Genomic DNA, 16,859 nt, shown 5'->3' on the forward strand with positions numbered 1-16,859 from the left:
AAATTCCTGTTACCGCGTTAAATAGAACAGGGGGCGAAAGCCGCCCCCAGAAGCGTGCATCAAAGCCTATTATTTAGGTTCAGTGCCGAACCATTTTTTGTAGATTTCGTTATAGGTGCCGTTGTCGCGCAGCGTTTTCAGTGCGCCATTCACTTTCTCACGCAGATCGTCGCTGCCTTTCGGGAAGGCGATGCCGTACTGCTGTGCTTCAAGCGACTCGCCTACGGCTTTGAACTTGCCGTTGCCCGCCGTTTTAATGAAGTAAAGAATGTTTGGCGTATCATGTATTACCGCGTCTGCACGGTTGGTGCCCAGTTCCATATAGGCGTTATCGATGTTCGGGAACTGACGCAGATCTTTGGTTTTGATGTTCGCTTTCGCATAATCAACGGAACCGGTACCGCTCTTCACGGCAACTACTTTACCGTCCAGATCTTTTACCGATTTAACATCGTTGTTATCCGCTTTGACCATCACCAGCAGGCCACTTTTGTAGTAGCCATCGGAGAATTCGATCGCTTTTTTACGCTCTTCCGTAATGGTGATCCCGGCCAGTGCCAGGTCGATGTTTTTGGTTTGCAGAGCGGGGATGATGCCGCTGAAATCCATCGGTTTCAGGGTGTAATCCAGCTTCAGTTCTTTCGCGATGGCGGCCCACAGGTCGACATCGAAACCAACATATTTATCGCCTTGTTTGAACTCGAAAGGAACGAACGCGGTGTCGGTGGCGACAACCAGTTTTTTATCTGCTGCGTGAGAAGAAACTGCGAAAGCCAGCGCGAGCGTAGCCAGGGAAACTTTAAATAGAGACTTCATAGCATTTCCTTTTATATTCACGGGGCGATCCCCTGCAAGAACCAACGGTGGTATGAAAAAATCGTGCCACTTTTACAACTCATTGTTTTTACAGTAACCGAGCGGCAGGCGAGTGCACAAAAATGATCGTTTCACGGTTTTATGCACTATCTCAGGGCACCATTTTGGTGCGCCAGTCTGATGTTATAGCCTGAGTTGATTTTTATCGCAGAATCCGGGGGGAAAACAATCTTTTATTAACGATTTTGTGAGGTGCTTGTTACGAGTGATTAACTTTAGCGGGCGCAGGGCAAAAAAAATGCACCTTCACGGTGCATCTTACCCCGCCGGATGACGACGGGGTGACAGGATTTTCTTATGGTTACTCGATGTTAGATTCGATGAACCACAGGAATTTATCCAGATCGCGTGAGGCAGCGGTCAGAATATCCGCGGTATCTTCATCTTTCGCTTCGGTAATGCCTTTGCGCACATCATTTGCGACAATCGCATAACGATCGGCCAGCTCTTTCAGGTGATCCTGAACGGTGTGGATATCCAGCGGGTAGCTTTTCAGCGCGGTTTTGCTGTTAACGACCTGCGTGGTGCCCAGGGCAACGCCGCCCAACTGAACGGCACGTTCAGCGATGGTATCCAGATGATCGGTTAACGCCGTGCGGAAGCCATCCAGCATTTCATGAACACCAATGAAGTTAGCACCGCGCATGTTCCAGTGAGCCTGTTTGGTGATCAGCGACAGGTCGATAAACTGAACCAGCTGACGATTTAACAGTTCAATGGTGGCTTTCTTCTCGCTGTCCGAAACATCGTTGCGAGTATAAAGCAGATTAGACGCTTTTGTTTTGACTAGTTTAGCGGTACTCATAATCTCATATCCTCTTGATGTGGGTTCCTAAGTAAATTTCGAGATTAAGTATAGCACCGCTTTTTAACTCTGCTATTCAGTCTGTACCTATCAGTTTAATAGCATAGGTCTGTTGTTAATATGAGCACCTATAAATATCAACGAGTTACTTTCTCTTCTGGTAAATGATTCTTAATTCCATTAAAAAGTTAGATAGCCTTAGCATTATTATTTATAACGCAACGAAAAACGGCGGAATAATACTGCGGGTAAGATGCGGATATTCTGCATGGCTATGCATACCATGCAGAATAGTATTATTTTTTGATTTTAATGCGCTTAATCTCTGGCTCCCGCCGTTGGGTTAACGTTGACCCCATCGAGGCGGCAATAATGGCACCCAGCGCCAGTGTTTGCGTAAAGGTTAAGGTTTCACCAAGGAAAATGATGCCCGAAATGGCAGCCAGTGCCGGTTCCATACTCATCAGCGTACCGAAGGTGCGCGTCGGCAGGCGAGTTAGGGCGATCATTTCAAGCGAGTAGGGCAGCGCCGTCGACAGGACGGCAATCGCCAGCCCCAGGGGTAAAATAGACCAGTGCCATAAGGCCTCTCCCGCCTGCAACGCGCCTAAAGGCACGAAAATAACCGCCGCAATCAGCGATCCCATCGCCACCGTCGCCGGACCATGTTCCGCCCCGGCGCGCTGGCCCGAGAGAATATAAACCGCCCAGCATGCCCCGGCACCCAGCGCCAGCAGAGTACCCGTGAGGTCAACGTGTGCCACGTCCTTGCCCAGCGGCAGCAAAAACCAAAGACCGAGCACTGCGAGGATCACCCAGACAAAATCAACCGCACGGCGCGAGGCAAAAAGCGCCACCGCCAGCGGACCGGTAAATTCCAGCGCTACTGCAATACCTAACGGAATACGCTGAATAGCCAGATAGAACAGGTAGTTCATTGCCCCCAGCGACACGCCGTAGCACAACAGAGGTAAGCGCTGATCTTTTGCAAAACGTAATCGCCACGGCTTAAAGACGGCAATCAAAATGAGCGTCCCCAATGCCAGACGCAGGGCCGTCACGCCGGGTGCCCCTACCAGTGGAAAAAGCGTTTTTGCCAGCGAAGCGCCGCTTTGAATGGAGGCCATCGCGACCAATAAAATAACACAAGGTAACCAGATCGGCATTTTACGCTGCAGCCCAGGCATCCTTTCTCCCGTCAATATTTGTCAAAAGAAGTAAAAGTCACCAGTGTAATGGACCCGGCGTCGACAGTTTAGTCTTCGTTGAAAAAAGAATGCTTATAATTCATCGCGTGAATCAGAATGTGCGCAAAAAAATCTACCGGAGATTGAGAGTAATCCGATGATTGCAATCACCCGGGCGCGTCATAATGACGGCCTCTGCGATAAAAGCGCTGTTTTTTGAAAGGGATAGTCAGGAATGGAAATGTTTCGTTACAGGAAATGACTAACGGGACAACGCAATTTGCAAAAAGTTTCTTAGCATTTTGATATATTTAAAACTTAGGACTTACTAGAAGCACATTTGAGGTGGTTATGAATAAAATTGCATGTCTTTCAGCACTGGCCGCAGTTCTGGCCGTTTCCGCAGGTACTGCCGTAGCTGCAACTTCTACCGTTACCGGTGGTTACGCTCAGAGCGATATGCAGGGCGTGGCTAATAAAGCTAACGGTTTCAACCTGAAGTATCGCTACGAAAATGATACCCCGCTGGGCGTTATTGGTTCCTTCACCTATACCGAAAAAGATGACACCTCTAACGGTCTGTACAACAAAGCACAGTACTACGGCTTTACTGCTGGTCCGGCTTACCGCATCAACGATTGGGCAAGCGTGTATGGCGTAGTCGGCTTTGGCTACGGTAAAGTTCAGGCGAACGACATTCCTGACAACCACAGCACCAGCGATTACGGCGTAGCTTACGGCGCTGGTCTGCAGTTCAACCCGATGGAAAACGTTGCTCTGGACGTTTCCTACGAGCAGAGCCGCATCCGTAGCGTTGACGTTGGCACCTGGATCGCGGGCGTCGGCTACCGTTTCTAATAACGACGTGATTTTACGTGGTAAAAAATCCGCCCTCGGGCGGATTTTTGTTTTTACGGGCAAGCAGGCTGATTTCACTAACGACTTTTTGTACTAAACACATCAGTGCCCAAATGGTTATAGTCCACTTTCTCCAGCCGGAAGTTGGTGATCCACGTCGGCCCGGCTTTCTGTGTCGAAATAAATTTGTAGCGATTTTTGATCTCTTCTGCGGTGATGCCGGTCCACTGCGAGAAAAAGGCGAGGAAATCATTGGCCGAGCGGCGCGTTTTAATTATTCGATGGGTTTTGTCATCGCTGGACAGCACCATAAACGGTACCTGAAAGTTCTGCTGATATTTGTCGTCATGGGCGAGGTACTGCACTTCCTTGCCGCGCGCTTTAAAGGCCAGCCCGTGATCGGAGAAATAGACCAGAGAAAAACTGTCGCCCGTGTTTTGCAACTGCGTATAAAGCTGACGTAATAAATCGTCGGTTTGCGTCATGGTGTAGAGGTAACACGAGGTCTCTTTTGATTGTACAAAAACGGCATATTTGCCTTTTGTACGATCGCAGGCCTGCGGGTGCGACCCCATCAGATGCAGAACAATCAGTTGCGGCTGGCTGCGCTGGGTGGCAAACACCTGCGAGGTCATTTTCAGCAGCGCCGTATCCTGAGTATTTTTATCCGCTTCGAAATCACCGCTCTTTAGAAACTGCGCTTCGTCAGCGCGTTTAGCGATGCTGGCGATCGCGGAGTCATACTCGCCGATTTGCCCCTGATTGGAAAACCACCACGTCTGGAAGCCCGCACGGTTTGCCAGCGTCACAAAACTGTCCTGATACTGCGGCTTATTATCGACGACCCGGTTAAGCGTCAGTCCGAGCGATTTTTGCGTCGAGCCGCTGGCGGCAATATAGTCGGTAAACAGCGTACCATTCACTGAACTGGCAAACGGCGTGTTATCCCAGTGTCCGCCAAATGCGCCCAGCGCATCACGGCGCGCGCTTTCACCAATGACCACGATGTAATAGTGATATTTCGGTTTAACCCCTAAGACGTGCCAGGTATCTTTCACGCTTGCCAGCTGCGCCATTCGCGCCTGTTCTTCCAGCACTTCCTGGTTGTTTACCACCACGTCTTTGACGAAGCGCACGGCCGGATAGCCCGTATCCTTAAGTTTAAATACCCCGCCCCACGCCAGATTCTGCACCGGCTGAACAAAAAAGGTTCCCACGCTAAACAGAAGGCACAGGGTGTCCATTTTTCCCCATGACGGCTGGGTTACCGGTTTACGGCGCACGGCAATCACGCCGAGGGCAAAAATGAACAGTCCAATAACGTAGCTGTACCAGGGAAAAATGGTCAGGATTTCGGTGGACTCTTCCATATTGGTCGAATGCATCGCCAGCAGGGTATTAAAGTTGGGAGAGCCATAGGCCTGGCCGAAGGGGTAATAGCTGGCGGCCAGCAGTGAATAAACGCCGACGATCGCTTTTTGCGTCTTCGGCATCGTGCGCCACAGCAGGTGCAGCACGCAGGTAAACGCCACGGTATACAGCAGGCTAAAGGGATAGCCAAGGGCAAGGTTAATTAATAACGATTGCAGGAAATAAAAACCAATCCACGGGCTTAACGCCTGGCGTCGGGAGGCAAGCGATTCTTTAAGGGTGTAATTCATATGCCACAGTCATAAAACGCCATGTGCTCACCCTGGCGTCAAGGGTCAAAACCTGCTGGTGAGTGCGTGAAGAGGGAGAGTGTCCGCATCTGCGAGCCGCAATAGTTGCAGGGCTGCAAGAAGATAAAGCGCCGTGGGTGTCAGGTCAACTAGCCGTCAGAAAATGTTTTGCGAGGTGGATTACAAATACGGAAGAAAGAAGGGGTTTTAACAACAAAACCGTCAGCGTAATGCCGAAAGATGACAGGAAAATGAAGCGGCGTACCGCGACGCCGCGTTAGTGAGAGGATTTATCATCCTGCCGGGGTTTACCGCTGATCATGTCGCACAGCATGTTCAACAGCATCAAGCGTACTTTAAAAGGAGAGTGACTAAACACGCGTATACACCTCTGAAATTCGTTCATATGACCTCCTGACCGTTTGCCCCTTCATCCGTGAAGAGTGACTGCATTACATACAGATATAGCATAGGCTATATTTTATAGCTATGGCTAAAAAGTTAATTTTTTGTACTCCCATCACAATCCTATACAATGAGCGTTCTTTACCTGGTGCCCCGGGGGTATCGCATGAACGAGGAAGCACAATGAGTCGTCGCACGGGAAAACCAACAACAAAAAAAGTGACGCAATTGGTGAATGTTGAGGATCACGTAGAGGGGTTCCGCCAGGTGCGGGAGGCGCATCGTCGTGAGCTGATTGATGACTACGTTGAGTTAATTTCCGATCTTATCCGCGAAGTGGGCGAGGCGCGTCAGGTGGATATGGCCGCGCGTCTTGGCGTATCACAACCCACCGTTGCCAAAATGCTCAAGCGACTGGCGAGCGTTGGACTGATTGAGCAGATCCCGTGGCGCGGCGTATTCCTGACGCCGGAAGGTGAAAAGCTGGCCGAAGAAAGCCGTCAGCGTCATCACATCGTGGAAAATTTCCTGCTGGTGCTGGGCGTCAGCCCGGATACCGCGCGCCGTGACGCTGAAGGCATCGAACATCACGTTAGCGAAGAAACGCTGGAGAAATTCCACCAGTTCAGCCAGAAACACGGAATGCCCGCTGAATGAATCTGCCGTTCCTGCACGCGCTGGCCCGCGATCGTTTCCTGCATCTGCTGATTATCATTGCCATCATTCTTAGTCTGTTTGTTCCGTTTGCCCCTGACCGCTGGCCTGCCGCCGTGGACTGGCACACCATCATTACCCTCAGTGGTTTAATGCTGCTGACGAAGGGCGTTGAGCGGAGCGGTTGCTTTGAAGTGCTGGGACGGAAAATGGCGCGCCGCTTTGTTACCGTGCGGCAACTGGCGCTGTTTATGCTGTGCGCAGCGGCGCTGCTGTCGACGTTTTTAACTAACGACGTGGCGCTGTTCATCGTGGTGCCGCTGACATTGACGCTGAAAAAGTGGTGTGAAATCCCGGTTAACCGGCTGATCATCTTTGAAGCGCTGGCGGTCAATGCCGGTTCGCTGCTCACGCCCATCGGCAATCCACAAAATATTCTGCTGTGGGGGCGATCCGGCCTCTCGTTTCCGGCGTTTATCTGGCAAATGCTGCCGCTGGCGCTCAGCATGATGATCACCCTGCTGGTGCTGTGCTGGCTCGCCTTTCCGTCTCAGGCCCTGCAATTTCGCAGCGGGGACAAATCACCGCAGTGGCAACGGCGTCTGGTCTGGATCTGTCTGTTTTTTTATCTGCTGTTTCTCGTGGCGCTGGAGACAAAGCAGGAGTTGTGGGGACTGGGCATTCTGTTTATCGGTTTCCTGATCGTCGCCAGAGAGGTGGTGCTGAAGGTGGACTGGTCGCTGCTGCTGGTCTTCATCGCCATGTTTATCGATGTTCATCTCCTGACCCAGCTTCCTGTTTTACACAGTCTTCTGGAACGGGTCGGCGGACTTTCACCGCTTCAGCTCTGGCTGACGGCGATCGGCCTGTCGCAGGTGATCAGTAATGTTCCCTCAACTATTCTGCTGCTGAATTATGTGCCGCCGTCCGCGCTACTGGCGTGGGCGGTTAACGTCGGCGGATTTGGTCTGCTGCCGGGGTCGCTGGCAAATCTGATCGCGCTGCGCATGGCGGGCAACCGGCGTATCTGGTGGCGCTTCCATCTTTATTCCCTGCCGTTGCTGGTGTGGGCTGCGCTCGTCGGATACGGATTATTCCTTGTCAGTTAGTGCTGATTTGTCAGTTTTTCCTGGAAAATGTATAGCAACCTCCTAACTTTAGTTATCAGGCCCCATTACGCCTTTAACTGACAGGACCGTTGCAACTTATGGCTGAACAAGACGAAAAACCTGACAACCAGCAGGAAGACAAAAAAGCAGAAAATCAGGAAGACAATAAGAACAAGGATCAGCGCAAGCGTCCGGGTAAAAAGCCACTCATTATTCTTGGCATTGTGGTGATCGTGATGATCATCGTGGCGCTGGTGTGGTGGCTGATGACCCGCAATCAGGAAACTACCGATGATGCGTTTACTGACGGCGACGCCGTCACCATCGCGCCGAAGGTCGCAGGTTATGTGACCGATCTGCGGGTTAAAGACAATCAGCGCGTGAAGAAGGGCGATCTGCTGGTGGTTATCGATCCGCGAGATGCAACGGCCCAGCGCGATCAGGCGAAAGCGCAACTGGGGCTGGCCGAGGCACAACTGCATCAGGCGCAGGCGCAACTGGCGCTCTCTAAAGTTCAGTATCCGGCCCAACGCGATGAAGCACGTGCGCAGGTGCTGAAGGCGCAGGCCGATCAGGCGAACGCCGAGGCGGCCTACCGTCGTCAGCGCGGTGTCGATCCGCGTGCGACCACTCAACAGAATATTGATTCGGCTAACGCGCAACTGCGTAGCGCCCAGGCACAGATGGCCAGTGCCAAAGCGCAGCTTGAAGTTGCAGAGCAGGTCGAATTGCAGATCCGCCAGCAGGAAACCAACGTTGAAGCGCGCGAGCGTCAGGTCGATCAGGCCCGCGCCCAGCTTGAAACGGCGGAGCTGAATCTCTCGTGGACCGAAGTCCGCGCGCCGTTTGACGGCTTTGTCACCAAGCGTAACGTGCAGAACGGCACCCTGGTGCAGGCCGGCACCGCACTTTTTTCCCTGGTCTCTCCCGATATCTGGATTGTGGCGAACTTTAAAGAGTCGCAGCTGGAACGCCTGCGGCCGGGGAATAAAGTCAGCATTAAGATTGATGCCTTCGGCGATATGGAGCTGGAAGGTCACGTTGACAGCATCCAGCAGGGGAGCGGCTCGAAATTCGCCGCCTTCCCGTCGGAAAACGCCACCGGCAACTTTGTAAAAATCGTTCAGCGTGTGCCGGTCAAAATCGTTATCGACAAAGGGCTGGATCCGAATCATCCGCTGCCGCTTGGCCTCTCCGTGGAACCGAAGGTAATGCTGGAATGACCGACCAGAGCCATGAAAACTGGCGTCCGGCCAGTAATCCGTGGGCGGTGGCGATGGTGGTCACCCTCGCGGTATTTATGGAGATCCTTGATACCACGATCGTGAACGTGGCGCTGCCGCACGTCGCCGGATCGCTGTCGGCCAGCTACGATGAATCCACCTGGGTGCTGACCAGCTATCTGGTGGCGAACGGCATCGTGCTCCCCATTTCTGCCTTCCTCAGCCGCGTTTTTGGCCGCAAACAGTTCTTCCTGATCTGTATTGTGATGTTCACCATCTGCTCCTTCCTGTGCGGGATCGCCACCGAACTGTGGCAAATCATCCTGTTTCGTATTATGCAGGGGTTTTTCGGTGGCGGACTTCAGCCGACACAGCAGTCGGTGCTGCTGGATTATTTTAAGCCGGAAGATCGCGGTAAGGCGTTTGGCCTGTCGTCGATTGCAATTATTGTGGCCCCGGTGCTGGGGCCGACGCTCGGCGGCTGGATCACCGATAACTACTCCTGGCGCTGGGTGTTCTTCATTAATATCCCGGTTGGCATCGTGACCGTGCTGGCGATTTATCAGTTGCTGGAAGATCCGCCGTGGGAGCGTAAATCCGAAGAGAAATTAAGCATCGACTGGACCGGGATCGGCCTGATTGCCCTGGGGCTTGGCTGCCTGCAGGTGATGCTCGATCGCGGCGAGGATGAAGACTGGTTCTACTCTACCTTTATCTGCACCTTCGCGGTGCTGACGCTTATCGGCATTATTGGCGCGATATACTGGCTACTTTACGCCCGCAAACCGGTGGTCGACCTGCGCTGTATGGCGGATAAAAACTTTGCTGTCTCCAGCCTGCTGATGGCGGGAATGGCGATGATCCTCTACGGCAGTTCGGTGGTGATCCCGCAACTCGCACAGCAGGACTTGGGCTATACGGCAACCTGGTCCGGACTGGTGCTTTCGCCGGGGGCAATATTGATTGTGCTGACCATTCCGCTGGTGCTTAAGCTGATGCCGGTGGTGCAGACCCGCTATATCATTGCGTTTGGTTTCTTTCTGCTGGGGGCCGCTTTCTTCTGGTCGCGAACGCTGACGCCGAACGTCGACTTTGAAACGCTGGTACTGTTCCGCAGCGCGCAGTCGCTGGGGCTGGGCTTCCTGTTCGTGCCGCTGACCACCATCGCCTTTATTACCATTCCACGCCAGCTTAACGCCGACGCCTCGGCGCTGTTTACCATGTTCCGTAACGTGGCGGGGTCGGTCGGCATTTCGCTCTCCACCGCGGCGATCACCGAGCGGGCGCAGGCGCACAGCGCCCATCTGGCTTATCATACCAGCCCGTTCAACGAACAGTTCCAGCAGGCGATCCGCCAGTCGGCGCAGGCCATTCGTGATTTTACCGGGCTGGTGGGCGATCCAATCAGTCTCGCCACCGGGCAGATGTACCAGACGATGATTGAGCAGTCGCGCATTCTGGCCTATATCGACGTCTTTACGATCCTTAGCGTGGTTGCGCTACTGTTGATCCCTTTTTGTCTACTGCTGTCACCGGTGAAGAGTGAAGGCAGCGCAGGAGCACATTAATATGCACAGACGCAACATTTTCTCCCTGACCGTGATGGCGCTGATGGTGGCAGGGTGCAGCGTGGGACCCGACTACAAGACGGCGGTGCCGCAGACGCCAGCCCGCTGGAATGACGCGGGCAGCAGCGACGTGCCATCGCAAACCCGGCCCCAGGCGGTCGATCCGCGCTGGTGGACGACCTTTAACTCACCGCAGCTGAATAGCCTGATTGAGCGGGCGATTGCGGGCAACCTGTCACTGCAACAGTCGGTACTGCGCATTGCCGGGGCGCGTGAGCAGTTGAATCAGGCGGGCGGCGCATTTATGCCCTCGGTCAACGGCAACTTACAGGCCACCCGGCAGCAGCTGGGGCTGAAAGGCGAACTGGAATCGCATGATGTTTACAGCCAGCTCGATGATGTCGACCCGGAACTGCGCGGGGCGCTCGGCCCATTGACCCAGCCAATCAACCTTTACCAGGGTAGCTTTGACGCGCAGTGGGAGCTGGATTTATGGGGCAAAGTTCGCCGTCAGGTGGAAGCCGCAGATGCGCAACAGCAGGCGGCCATTGAGCAGCGTAACGATGCGCTGGTGTCGCTGGAGGCGGAAGTCGCCCGCGCGTGGCTGCAACTGCGCGGCGCACAAAGCATTATCCACACTATGAATACCCAGATCGCCACCGCCCAGCAGACGCTGGAGCTGACCGAAAACCGCCAGCGCGGCGGGCTGTCGCCGCAAATGGACGTGGAAAACGCCCGCGCCCAGTTGGGTAATCTTGAAGCGCAGCTACCGCAGTATCAGGCGCAGCAGCGTCAGGCAATGAACGCCCTTGCCGTATTGCTGGGGAAAGCGCCCGGTACGCTGGATAACGAACTGCGCGGTGAACAACCTCTGCCGCCGCTGCCGAATATCGTCAAAACCGGCATTCCGTCAACGCTGGCGCGTCGGCGGCCCGACGTGCGGGAAGCGGAGGCCAATCTGCACGCCGCTACGGCGCAAATCGGCGTTTCCGTCGCCCAGTTGTTCCCCAGCCTGACGTTAAGCGGTCAGTTTGGCATGCGTAACAGCGAGGCCGACTGGCTGACCGACTGGAGCAGCCATTTCTACAGCTTTGGCCCGCAGGTCTCGATCCCTATTTTCCAGGGCGGACGTCTGGTCTCCAGCGTCAAACTGGCACGGGCGCAGCAGGGGGCAAGCGTATTGCAGTATCGCCAGACGGTACTCACCGCGCTGAACGATGTGGAAAATGCGCTGGTCAGCTATCGCAGCGATCAGCAGCAGGAGCAGGGGCTGGATAAGTCCATCGAAGCGCTACAGAACGCTTTTAATCTGGCCAGCGACAGCTACCGTCAGGGGTTGGCGACCTTTATTGACGTGCTGGATGCCCAGCGACAATTGGCGCAGGCCGAACAGCAGCGCGCGCAGGCTAAAGTGCAGAGCAGCCTTGATCTGGTCGCCCTCTATAAAGCGCTGGGCGGCGGCTGGGAACCCTATCAGACCGTGCGCCTGCCGGACTATTCGGTCTTTGGCGACGCACCGCGCGGTTAACTTTCAGAGGATTGGGCAAGAAAAGGACAGGAACGCCACATTCGCGATAGCCCCCTGAAGGTTATAACTATGGGGTACTCACGTTATCATCCTGAAAGGAGAGTCCTGTGCGATATCAAAAACTTGGCAATACCGGTCTGTTTGTCTCTGAGCTGTGCCTCGGCACCATGACCTTTGGCGGCGAAGAGGGGATGTGGGGGAAGATTGGTCAGTTACGTCAGGCAGAGGCGGAAAAACTGGTCGGCACCGCGCTGGACGCGGGGATCAATTTTATTGATACGGCGAATGTTTATTCGGAAGGCCGCTCGGAGGAGATCACCGGTCAGGCGTTGAAAAACCTGAAGATCCCGCGTGAAGATGTGGTGGTGGCGACCAAAGTATTCGGCGAAACCGGCACCAAAGGCGTGAACTCGCGTGGCAGTTCACGCTATCACATTATCAACAGCGTGAAGGAGAGTCTGCGCCGTCTGCAACTCGATCATATCGACCTCTATCAACTGCACGGTTTTGACCCGGCGACGCCGATGGAAGAGACCCTGTACGCGCTGGATAACCTGGTGCAGCACGGCCACGTGCGCTATATCGGCGTATCGAACTGGGCCGCGTGGCAAATCACCAAAGCGCTGGGGATTTCCGAGCGCAAAGGGCTGGCGCGTTTCGCGTCGCTCCAGGCGTATTACACCATCGCCGGACGCGATCTGGAGCGTGAGCTGGTGCCGATGATGCAGAGCGAAGGCGTCGGGCTGATGGTCTGGAGTCCGCTGGCAGGTGGCCTGCTGAGTGGTAAATACAGCCGCGACGGCGAAAGTGAAGCCGGTAGCCGCCGCCAGGAATTTGACTTCCCGCCGGTGGAGCGCGATCGCGCGTTTGATTGCGTGGATGTAATGCGTAATATCGCCGACAGCAAAGGTGTATCGGTGGCGCAGATCGCGCTGGCGTGGCTGTTACATCAGCCGGTAGTCAGCAGCGTGATTATCGGGGCGAAGCGCCCTGAACAGCTGACCGATAACATTGCCGCCACGGCGATCCGCCTCAGCGAAGAGGAGCTTAAGCAGCTCGACGCGGTCAGTGCGCTGCCGCGGGAATATCCCGGCTGGATGCTGGAGCGGCAGGGCGAATATCGCCGTAATCAGCTGAAAGGGTAACGCGTTACGTTGTGGCCCGTGCCCGGCGGCACTTCGCTTGCACGGGCCTACATCTTTGGCAATACCTTGATTTCAAAGGAAACGTAGGCCGGATAAGCGCAGCGCCATCCGGCAAATTACCGCCGGGGCAGGCGCTACTCCTCCCACCATCACCGCCCGGCTTTCGCCGGGCTTTTCTTTTGCCGATCGCCACGATCTTTTCGAATCCGCTCACATTTTCGTCCATTACTTTTTGCCTGCCTGGGCTTTATGGGTATATGACTAGTCATATAGCTTAAATGACTTTACATATACGCACGAGGAGCCAGGAGATGACAAAAAAATTAGCTGACGGTTTTTTATGGGGAAATTCGGTCTCCAGCATGCAGACTGAAGGTGCCTGGAACGAAGGCGGAAAAGGGAAGTCGGTTTACGATATTCGCGAGGCCAGCGAATTCGCCTCTGACTGGAAAGTGGCGACGGACTCTTATCACCGCTATCGGGAAGATTTCGACCACATGCAAAACCTGGGCATGAACTGCTACCGTTTCCAGATCTCATGGAGCCGGGTATGCCCGCAGGGTGACGGTGAATTTAATGAAGAGGGCATCGCGTTCTACGACCGCTTTATCAACGATCTCATCGCTCGTGGTATTGAGCCGATGGTATGCCTTTACCATTTTGATATGCCGCTGGCACTGGCCGAGCAGTACAACGGCTTTACCGACCGCCGCGTGATGGACGCGTTTATTCGTTATGGCCAGCAGATGATCGATCGCTTCGGTGACCGGGTGAAATACTGGCTCACCTTCAACGAGCAGAATATTTTCCATATGCCGGAAGCGTTTAAAGTCTCGGGCTATCTGCGCGGTGATAAAACGCTGCGCGACCTGTATCTGATCCAGCATCACACCATGATGGCCCACGTCCATTTGACGCAATACCTGCACGACACCCAACCGGGCAAGCTGATGGGCGGCATGCTGGCGCATCAGCTGGTTTATCCGGCCACCTGCAAACCGCGTGATATCTTTTGCGCTCAACAGTTCGATGAATTCCTGAATCAAAACCTGCTGCGGGTATACGCGGGGGAAGGGTACAGCCCGGAAGTGCTGGCGGTGGTAAAACGGGAAGGGTTCGAAGACATCTATCGTGAAGACGATCTTGCCCTGCTGCCGACGGTGAAAAACGATTTTATGGCCTTCAGTTACTACGCCAGTCGAACCCTGGACAGCGATGCCATTCCGGAAAACACGCCGGTGAATGATTACTTGCTGCATGGTGATAAGCCTAACCCGTGGCTGAAAGCAACGGAGTGGAACTGGCAAATCGATCCGCTGGGTTTTCGCACCATCATCACTCGCTATTACAACGACTGGCGTCTGCCGGTTTTCCCGATTGAAAACGGTATCGGGGTGATTGAGTCCTGGGACGGTGTCAACATGATTGAAGATGACTATCGCATCGACTATCACCGTGAGCACATTAACGCTATGAAAGCGGCCATTTTTGAGGATGGGGCACAGGTAATTGGCTATCTCGGCTGGGGGCTGATCGACATTCTCAGTTCTCAGGGCGATATGCGTAAGCGTTACGGCGTGGTGTACGTCAACCGTGAAAACCATGATTTAAAAGATCTGAAAAGGGTGCCGAAGAAAAGCTACGCCTGGTTACAACAGGTGATTCACAGTAACGGCGAAAAAATGTAGTTCACCGCCAAACCGGGTTTGTACTGATGACAGGTTGCAGGCGCCTGCAACCTGTATTGTCCAGGGGATAAAAGAAAGGGTTCTGCTATGTCTGGTACAAATATGCAGTCTTTTACCGATCGCTTTGTCGATATTTCCGCACGTATTGCCGGGCAGGTGCATTTGCGCTCGCTACGTGATGCTTTCGCCGCCATCATGCCAATTTTTATTCTGGCCGGACTGGCGGTACTGGTGAACAACGTGGTGTTTCCCTGGGTGATGGAAGGGGAGACCCTAACGAAGTTCAAACTGTGGGGGGACGCGATTATCAACGGGACGTTGAATATTGCCGCCCTGCTGATTGCCCCGATGATCGCCTGGTCGCTGGCGCGAAATAAAAATATCGACAACCCGGTTTCGGCGGTCATTATTGCGATATGCAGTTTTATCATCATGATGCCCATGCAGGTGGATCTGGTGCCGCTGGGCGCGAAGACCACGGTCAGTATTACCCAGGTATTAACCTTCGCCAATATCGGCACCACCGGGATTTTTGCCGGGGTGATTATTGGCCTGCTGTCGACCGAGATTTTCATTCGTATTTCGCGGCTTGAGCGGCTAAAAATTTCGTTGGGTGAGAACGTCCCTCCGGCAGTCAGCCAGTCGTTTTCCTCATTAATCCCCACCATTCTTACGCTGTCGCTGTTTGCTTTATTTGCCGCACTGCTGGCAAACCTTTTGCATACCGATCTGATTCATCTGATCACTACCCTGATCCAGCAACCGCTGCGCATGATTAATACCAGCCTGCCGGGGACGCTTTTTATCTATAGCTTCGGTAACTTCTTATTTACGCTGGGTATTCATCAGGCGGTGGTCAACAGCGTGATCCTTGAGCCGTTCCTGCTGATCAATACCAATGAAAATATGCTGGCGTTCGCTAACGGACAGCCCATTCCGCATATCATTAACAATATTTTCGTCCCGACCTTCGGCATGATTGGCGGCACCGGCAGTACCTTCTCGTTACTGATTGCCATTTTTATCTTCTCGCGGCAGAAAGCGGCGAAGCAGGTCGCCCGTCTGGCGATCTCACCGGGCCTGTTTAATATCAACGAGCCGGTCATTTTCGGCTTGCCGATTGTGTTTAACATTCCGCTGATGATCCCCTTTGTCCTCCTGCCTGCTATCGGCATCTTTTTTGCCTGGGTGTGTACGTCGCTGGGGTTGATATCACGCTGCGTGGTAATGATCCCATGGACCACGCCGCCGGTGCTCAGCGCCTGGCTTGCCACCGCGGGCGACTGGCGCGCCGTGGTGGTGCAATTGATCATCATTATCTTTGGTGTATTCTTCTACCTGCCGTTCCTCAAAATCGCCGAGAGAGTGGCACAAAAAAATAGCGAAATAGCGTAAATAAAAAGGAAGGGTAATGGCTGCGAAGTATGTGTTGATCGCGCGGGAAATCAGGCAGCGTATTCTGAGTAAGCAGTATCCCGCGAGCGAGCCGTTGCCCGATCAGTTTGCGCTGGCGGCCGAGTTCAGTACCAGCCGGATGACCATCCAGCAGGCGATGCGCCAGTTGATTATCGAAGGGCTGGTCTATACCCGTCAGGGGCAGGGCACGTTTATTCGCAAAAATTTTCACCAGTTGTCGCAGTGGGAGCTGGCCGGAAGCGACTATTTTGGCGCGACGCAAACGTGGAAGGATAAAGGCACGGTCAGCAGCGAAGTCGTTCGCTTCGAACTGCGTTTTCCTGACGAAACAGAGCAAACGTCGCTGCTGATTGGCGCTGACGCGCCAGTGTATGACTTTATTCGCCTGCGCCTGCTTAATGGCGAACCGATGTCGCTGGATGCCACCATTATGCCCGTGAGCCTGGTGCCAGGACTGAATAAATCCCATCTGGAAAGTTCGGTTTTTCGCTACATTCAGCATACGCTGGGGCTGAAAATCATGGGATCGTATCGGGTGGTGCGGGCGTTAAAGCCGAATGCGCTTGATATGCAGTATCTGAACTGTCAGGAGACGGATCCGGTCATGGAGGTAGAGCAGGTGATTTATCTGGAGGATGGAACGCCGCTGGAGTATGCTCACTGCCACTATCGCTACGATCACAGCGGGATTGTGATTGTGAATAACGGTTAAACATTTGCCCGGCGCGCGATGCGG

General features: G+C 53.9%; 15 protein-coding genes. 10 read left to right on the forward strand and 5 right to left on the reverse strand.

Features of this window, described 5'->3' with window-relative positions:
* Positions 1 to 69: 69 nt before the first annotated feature.
* The 3 genes from glnH to rhtA form a co-directional block, all read right to left on the reverse strand.
* On the reverse strand, positions 70 to 816 hold the full coding sequence (glnH, locus tag ACMGGS_RS14680) for a glutamine ABC transporter substrate-binding protein GlnH (RefSeq protein WP_176920550.1): 747 nt from the start codon (positions 814 to 816) through the stop codon (positions 70 to 72).
* A 361-nt stretch (positions 817 to 1,177) separates the two neighbouring features.
* Positions 1,178 to 1,681, reverse strand: a complete 504-nt coding sequence (dps, locus tag ACMGGS_RS14685; RefSeq protein WP_103675503.1) for a DNA starvation/stationary phase protection protein Dps — start codon at positions 1,679 to 1,681, stop codon at positions 1,178 to 1,180.
* Between the two features lie 296 nt (positions 1,682 to 1,977).
* Positions 1,978 to 2,868: a threonine/homoserine exporter RhtA gene (gene rhtA / locus ACMGGS_RS14690; RefSeq protein WP_414163235.1), complete on the reverse strand. Its 891-nt coding sequence runs from the start codon at positions 2,866 to 2,868 to the stop codon at positions 1,978 to 1,980.
* Positions 2,869 to 3,219: 351 nt separating this feature from the next.
* On the opposite strand from rhtA, the gene ompX reads away from it, so the two are divergent.
* Positions 3,220 to 3,726: an outer membrane protein OmpX gene (gene ompX / locus ACMGGS_RS14695; protein ID WP_176920553.1), complete on the forward strand. Its 507-nt coding sequence runs from the start codon at positions 3,220 to 3,222 to the stop codon at positions 3,724 to 3,726.
* Positions 3,727 to 3,803: 77 nt separating this feature from the next.
* On the opposite strand, the gene ACMGGS_RS14700 is transcribed toward ompX, so the two are convergent.
* Together ACMGGS_RS14700 and mntS are read right to left on the reverse strand one after the other, a co-directional pair.
* Positions 3,804 to 5,387, reverse strand: coding sequence for a phosphoethanolamine transferase (locus ACMGGS_RS14700; RefSeq protein WP_414163236.1), 1,584 nt, complete (start codon positions 5,385 to 5,387; stop codon positions 3,804 to 3,806).
* Positions 5,388 to 5,664: 277 nt separating this feature from the next.
* Positions 5,665 to 5,793: a manganase accumulation protein MntS gene (mntS, locus tag ACMGGS_RS14705; protein ID WP_414163237.1), complete on the reverse strand. Its 129-nt coding sequence runs from the start codon at positions 5,791 to 5,793 to the stop codon at positions 5,665 to 5,667.
* A gap of 182 nt (positions 5,794 to 5,975) precedes the next feature.
* On the opposite strand from mntS, the gene mntR reads away from it, so the two are divergent.
* From mntR to ACMGGS_RS14750, 9 genes are all read left to right on the forward strand, one after another.
* The gene (gene mntR, locus ACMGGS_RS14710) at positions 5,976 to 6,449 is read left to right on the forward strand and encodes a manganese-binding transcriptional regulator MntR (RefSeq protein WP_414163238.1); all 474 of its coding nucleotides are present in this window, start codon (positions 5,976 to 5,978) and stop codon (positions 6,447 to 6,449) included.
* Entirely contained in the window at positions 6,446 to 7,555 is a 1,110-nt protein-coding gene (locus ACMGGS_RS14715) for an SLC13 family permease (protein ID WP_414163239.1), read from the forward strand. Before mntR ends, ACMGGS_RS14715 begins: the two co-directional genes overlap by 4 nt.
* 98 nt (positions 7,556 to 7,653) lie before the next feature.
* Positions 7,654 to 8,778, forward strand: coding sequence for an HlyD family secretion protein (locus ACMGGS_RS14720; RefSeq protein WP_414163240.1), 1,125 nt, complete (start codon positions 7,654 to 7,656; stop codon positions 8,776 to 8,778).
* On the forward strand, positions 8,775 to 10,346 hold the full coding sequence (locus ACMGGS_RS14725; RefSeq protein WP_414163241.1) for a DHA2 family efflux MFS transporter permease subunit: 1,572 nt from the start codon (positions 8,775 to 8,777) through the stop codon (positions 10,344 to 10,346). Before ACMGGS_RS14720 ends, ACMGGS_RS14725 begins: the two co-directional genes overlap by 4 nt.
* 1 nt (position 10,347) lies before the next feature.
* Positions 10,348 to 11,874, forward strand: coding sequence for an efflux transporter outer membrane subunit (locus ACMGGS_RS14730; RefSeq protein WP_414163242.1), 1,527 nt, complete (start codon positions 10,348 to 10,350; stop codon positions 11,872 to 11,874).
* 107 nt (positions 11,875 to 11,981) lie between these two features.
* Positions 11,982 to 13,019, forward strand: coding sequence for an aldo/keto reductase (locus ACMGGS_RS14735; RefSeq protein ID WP_414163243.1), 1,038 nt, complete (start codon positions 11,982 to 11,984; stop codon positions 13,017 to 13,019).
* 311 nt (positions 13,020 to 13,330) lie between these two features.
* Positions 13,331 to 14,707 carry a glycoside hydrolase family 1 protein gene (locus ACMGGS_RS14740; protein ID WP_414163244.1) on the forward strand — a complete coding sequence of 459 codons (1,377 nt, stop codon included), beginning with the start codon at positions 13,331 to 13,333 and terminating at the stop codon, positions 14,705 to 14,707.
* An 87-nt stretch (positions 14,708 to 14,794) separates the two neighbouring features.
* Positions 14,795 to 16,102: a PTS sugar transporter subunit IIC gene (locus tag ACMGGS_RS14745; RefSeq protein WP_414163245.1), complete on the forward strand. Its 1,308-nt coding sequence runs from the start codon at positions 14,795 to 14,797 to the stop codon at positions 16,100 to 16,102.
* Between the two features lie 16 nt (positions 16,103 to 16,118).
* Positions 16,119 to 16,835: a GntR family transcriptional regulator gene (locus ACMGGS_RS14750; protein ID WP_414163246.1), complete on the forward strand. Its 717-nt coding sequence runs from the start codon at positions 16,119 to 16,121 to the stop codon at positions 16,833 to 16,835.
* Positions 16,836 to 16,859 lie beyond the last annotated feature (24 nt).

The sequence above is a fragment of the Superficieibacter sp. BNK-5 genome, from assembly GCF_047456055.1.
Classification (GTDB): domain Bacteria; phylum Pseudomonadota; class Gammaproteobacteria; order Enterobacterales; family Enterobacteriaceae; genus Superficieibacter.